The organism is Micromonospora sp. DT47, assembly GCF_049844475.1.
In the GTDB taxonomy this organism is placed as follows: Bacteria; Actinomycetota; Actinomycetes; order Mycobacteriales; family Micromonosporaceae; genus Micromonospora.
In genome coordinates this window covers 104,574-109,474 of record NZ_JBNCLC010000021.1, presented here as the reverse complement: position 1 = coordinate 109,474, position 4,901 = coordinate 104,574, and the positions used below count along the sequence as shown (strand labels likewise).

The following is a 4,901-nucleotide window of genomic DNA, read 5'->3' as shown; positions in this document are numbered from 1 at the left end:
CTTGCCGTCCTTGCCGTGCTTGTCGTGCTTGCCGTGCTTGTCGTGCTCCTTGCCGTCCTTGCCGTGCTCCTTGCTGTCCTTGCTGTCCTTGCTGTCCTTGCTGTCCTTGTAGTCCTTGCTGTCCTTGTGGTCCTTGCCGTCCTTGTCGTGCTTGCCGTCCTTGTCGTGGCCGTCCTTGTCGTCCTTGCGGTCGCGCTCGGCGGCGGCGCCGTTCTTGACGGCGACGTCCTTCAGGGTCAGGTCACCACCATCGGCGACCCGGAAGATCCGGAAGCCGTCCCTGGAGTCCCGCTTGATCGTCGAGCCATTACCCTCGATCTTGATCTCTTCCTTGATCGTGGGCAGGCCCGCCTCGGACTTCTTGTCGAACTCGTCCAGCTCATAGGTGCAGTCGCGGGCCAGCTTCAGCGTGCCACCCTCATCCCGGTTGGCCAGTTCGAGGGCCTCGATCAGATCATCGTCGTCACAGTCCACCTCCCGAACATCGCGCTCGTCCTTGTCCTTGTCCCGGTCCTTGCCCTTGTCCTTGTCCCGGTCCTTGCCCTCGTCGTCCAGGTCTCTGCGGTCGTCGCTGACCTTCTGCTGGGCCGTGGCGGCCTGCGTGTCCGACACGCGGTCCGTCTTGTCGGACTTGTTGTCACGAGCGGCGAGGCCGCCCAGCGCCGCCAGCCCGACGACGCCGGTCAGCCCGGCCACGCCGGTGGCGACCCAGAGCGCCCGCCGCCTGCTCGTCGGTGGGGTCATCGGGGCCCCGCCGTCGGAAGTCGTTACGTCGTTGGACATCAGAGCCTTCCGCCCTTTCGTGCTATCAGACGGGTCGCACCGCCCAAGGTGGGGCGACCAGCTACAAATCGGTTTGCAGCCTCTGATCATCACGATATGAGAAGGATCCTCGCGACGCGGACTTATCCGAGAAACCCCCGCATTTACCCCAGATCGGGCGACAGGGTTATCCGGCGCGCAGGTGGTCCGGAAGGGTGCTGAGCGCGCAAACGCCGACGGACCCCGCTACCGGTGTCGAAACGACGGAAAACGTCGCAGACGCCGGCGGCGGGGCCCGCCGCTGTGGTCGTACGCCCGGGTCAGCCCGGCAGGCGCGGTCCGGCCTCGCGCTGCTCGGCCAGCCAGGTCTCCACCTCGTCGGAGCGGCGCGGCAGGCCGGCCGAGAGGTTCACCGAGCCGGTCGCGGTGACCAGGATGTCGTCCTCGATCCGGACGCCGATGCCGCGCAGCTCCTCCGGGACGAGCTCGTCCTCGGGCTGGAAGTAGAGGCCCGGCTCGACGGTCAGCACGTAACCCTCGCCGAGCGCGCCGTCGCGGTAGTTCTCCTTGCGGGCGTTCGCACAGTCGTGCACGTCGATGCCGAGCATGTGGCTGGTGCCGTGCAGGGTCCACCGCCGGTAGACCGTCGAGGCCGGGTCCATCGCCTCGTCCACGCTCACCGGCAGCAGCCCGAGGTCCTTCAGCGCCTCGGCGAGCACCCGCATCGCGGTCAGGTGCACGTCCCGGAACGCCACGCCGGGCTTGATGATGTCGATGCCGGCCTGCTGGGCGGCGTACACCGCGTCGTAGACCTGGCGCTGCAGCGGGGTGAACCGGCCGTCGACCGGCAGCACCCGGGTGACGTCGGCGGTGTAGAGGTTGCGGTTCTCCACGCCCATGTCCATCAGCAGCAGCTCGCCCGGCCGGGTGGCGCCGTGGTTGTGCACCCAGTGCAGGATCGTGGCGTGCTCGCCGCCGCCGACGATCGAGCCGTACCCGACGTCGTTGCCGTCGTGCCGGGCGCGCAGCGCGAAGATCCCCTCCAGCAGCCGCTCGGAGACCCCGCGGTCCGCCGGCAGTGCCCGGGCCACGTCCTCGAAGCCGCGGACGGTCGCGTCGACGGCCTCCTGGAGCTGGGCGATCTCCCACTCGTCCTTGACCAGCTTCAGCTCGGAGATCGCGATGGCCAGCTCCCGGTCGCGGGGCGGCTGGCCCTCGGCGCGGGCGCCGTCCCAGGGGCGCACGGCCGCGTCCACCCGGGCGTCGAAACCACGCAACACCCGGGTACGCCCCGGCGCCAGCCCCGCGAGGGCCGCGTCCAGCTCGGTCAGATCCTCGGTCGGCAGGCCCAGCTCGGTGGACTTCTCCGCGACGGTGTGCCGCCGGCCCACCCACAGCTCGCCGTGCCGGCTGCGGAAGAACTCGTCGGTCTCCCGGGACGACCGGGGCCGCATGAAGAGCGTGGCGTCGTGGCCGGAGCCGTTCGGCCGGAGCACGAGCACGCTGTCCGGGTCGTGGTCACCGGTCAGGTACGCGAAGTCGCTGCCCGGCCGGAACGGGTGGTCGGTGTCGTTGGCGCGTACCTTCTCGGTGCCGGTCGGGATGACCAGCGTCTCGCCCGGGAAGGCCGCGGAGAGCGCGGCCCGGCGCTTGGCGTGGTTGGGCACCTCCGGGCGGGGGCCGACCGGCAGGGTGGTGTCCCGCCAGCCCTCCCGCATGAAGGCCAGGAACGCCTCCGGGAAATCCGGGTCGTGCGATTCGGTGCCGTCCGCCGGCGTGCCGCCCGTCCGTTCCTCGGCCATGGTCCGCTCCCTCCGCGTCGTTGCTCGTCCGACGGTACCGCCTCGGCCGGACCGGCCGGGAGTGGCGGTCCGCCACTCGTGGTTGATCGACTGTTCCATGGGACATTGTCAATTCGTGTGTGATCGACCCCACAGAGAGGTGGGCCTGCGCCGTCGGTCCGCGCGTCGCCCCACCGTCGGCGTCGTCGCTGGTCCGTGCGCTGTCCCGTCCGCCGTGCGGGAGAGAGCCTGCGGTGCCGCGACGGCCGCTGCGCGCGCGTGGAAAGATGACCACCATGTGCGGACTCCTGGCCTTCTTCAGCGCGCGCGGTGACGCCGCCGCTCACCGCGACAACATCGCCGGGGCGTTGGAATGCCTGCACCACCGCGGCCCGGACGAGACCGGTGTCGAGGTGGTCGGGGACGCCTCCGGCCGGTACGCGGACGGGGTGTTCGCGCACAAGCGGCTGGCGATCATCGACGTGGCGTCCAGCCACGAGCCCCTGCCCTACGCGAACGGCCGCTACCTGCTCACCTTCAACGGTGAGATCTACAACTACATCGAGCTGCGGGACGAGCTGGCCCGCAACTTCGGCGCCCAGTTCGCCACCGCCGGCGACGGCGAGGTGATCGTCGCCGGCTACCACTACTGGGGCGAGCAGGTGCTCACCCGGCTGCGCGGCATGTTCGCCTTCGTCATCTGGGACCGGCAGGAGCGCCGCGCGTTCGGCGCCCGGGACTACTTCGGCATCAAGCCGCTGCACTACCTGGAAACCCAGGACGGCCTCTACCTCGCCTCGGAGAAGAAGGCGCTGCTGCCCTTCGCGCACTCCAACTACCAGGGCGACGCCGGGATCGACACGGCCAGCCTGAGCCACTACCTGACCCTGCAGTACGTGCCGGAGCCCGGCACCCTGCACAAGGGCGTCAGCCGGATCGGCTCGGGCGAGTACCTCACCTGGAGCCCGGGCGGCCGGATCGACGTCCGCCGGTGGTACCGGCCGGTGTTCCGCCCCGCCCCGGTCTCCGACGAGCAGCGGCTCTACCACGACATCCTTGAGACGCTGCGGGAGAGCGTCCGGATGCACATGCGCTCGGACGTGCCGGTCGGCTCGTTCCTGTCCAGCGGCATCGACTCCACCGCGGTGGTGGCCCTGGCCCGGGAGTTCAACCCGAACATCCTCACCTTCACCGTCGGGTACGACGTGCCCGGCTACTCCGAGATCGACGTCGCCCAGGACTCCGCCCGGCACCTCGACGTGACCACCATCCCGACCAAGATCGGGCCGCAGGACATGATCGACGCGCTGCCGAAGATCGTCTGGCACCTGGACGACCCGGTGGCCGACCCGGCCCTGGTGCCGCTCTACTTCGTCGCCAAGAAGGCCGCCGAGCACGTCACCGTGGTCCTCTCCGGCGAGGGCGCCGACGAGTTCTTCGGCGGCTACACCATCTACCGGGAGCCGCTCTCGCTCGGCACGGTGAACGGCCTGCCGGACGGGGTGCAGAAGGGGCTGCGGGCGGTCTCCAAGGCCATCCCGCAGGGCGTCAAGGGCAAGAGCTTCCTGGAGCGCGGGACCACCCCGATCGAGCAGCGCTACTACGGCAACGCCCGGATGTTCACCGAGGAGGAGAAGCAGCACCTGCTGCGCCGCTACGACCCCTCGGTGCGCTACACGGACGTGACCGCGCCGATCTACGCCGAGTGCACCGAGCTGGACGACGTCACCAAGATGCAGTACGTCGACCTCTACACCTGGCTGCGCGGCGACATCCTGGTCAAGGCGGACCGGATCTCGATGGCGCACTCGCTGGAGGTCCGGGTGCCGTTCCTGGACCGGGCGGTCTTCGACGTGGCGGCCACCATCCCGGTGGACCTGAAGCTCCCGCCCCGCTCCGACGCCACCAAGTACGCCATGCGCCAGGCGTTGCAGGGCGTCGTTCCGCCGGCCATCGTCAACCGGAAGAAGCTGGGCTTCCCGACCCCGACCCGGGTCTGGCTGCGCGGCGAGATGTACGAGTGGGCCCGGCACGTGCTCGCCACCTCCGACGCGGGCGACCTGATCGACCTGTCGTACGCGCTGCGACTGCTTGACGAGCACAAGCGGGAGGAGGCGGACCACTCGCGCAAGGTGTGGACCGTGCTGATCTTCTGCATCTGGCACGCCATCTTCGTCGCCAAGACCCTCGACCCGGGCATCCAGCGCAACCAGTCCGCCCTGCTCACCAAGCCGGTGGTCGGCTCCATGGTCCGCTGACCGTCCGGCGGGCTCCCGCCGGCGGTCGAGGGGGGGGGGGGGCGGCCGGCCGCGGCGAGGCCCGCGGGGGGGGGGGGCTGGGGGTGCGGGCGGAGCACGG

The 4,901-nt window shown here is 70.1% G+C and carries 2 protein-coding genes and 1 pseudogene; 1 reads left to right on the top strand and 2 read right to left on the bottom strand.

What is annotated here, in order from left to right; all coding sequences use genetic code 11:
• Nucleotides 1-744, bottom strand: a pseudogene (locus ACLQ2U_RS25590) (hypothetical protein); the annotation flags it as partial.
• A gap of 338 nt (nt 745-1,082) precedes the next feature.
• Complete coding sequence (locus tag ACLQ2U_RS25585) at nt 1,083-2,564, bottom strand: aminopeptidase P family protein (protein WP_425753348.1); 1,482 nt, start codon at nt 2,562-2,564, stop codon at nt 1,083-1,085.
• Between the two features lie 275 nt (nt 2,565-2,839).
• On the opposite strand from ACLQ2U_RS25585, the gene asnB reads away from it, so the two are divergent.
• On the top strand, nt 2,840-4,801 hold the full coding sequence (gene asnB / locus ACLQ2U_RS25580; protein WP_425753346.1) for an asparagine synthase (glutamine-hydrolyzing): 1,962 nt from the start codon (nt 2,840-2,842) through the stop codon (nt 4,799-4,801).
• Nucleotides 4,802-4,901: the final 100 nt, after the last annotated feature.

Coding starts and splice junctions, on each gene's coding strand:
- ACLQ2U_RS25585 (WP_425753348.1), bottom strand. CDS start 2,564: ATGGCCGAGGAACGGACGGGCGGCACGCCGGCGGACGGCACCGAATCG.
- asnB (WP_425753346.1), top strand. CDS start 2,840: ATGTGCGGACTCCTGGCCTTCTTCAGCGCGCGCGGTGACGCCGCCGCT.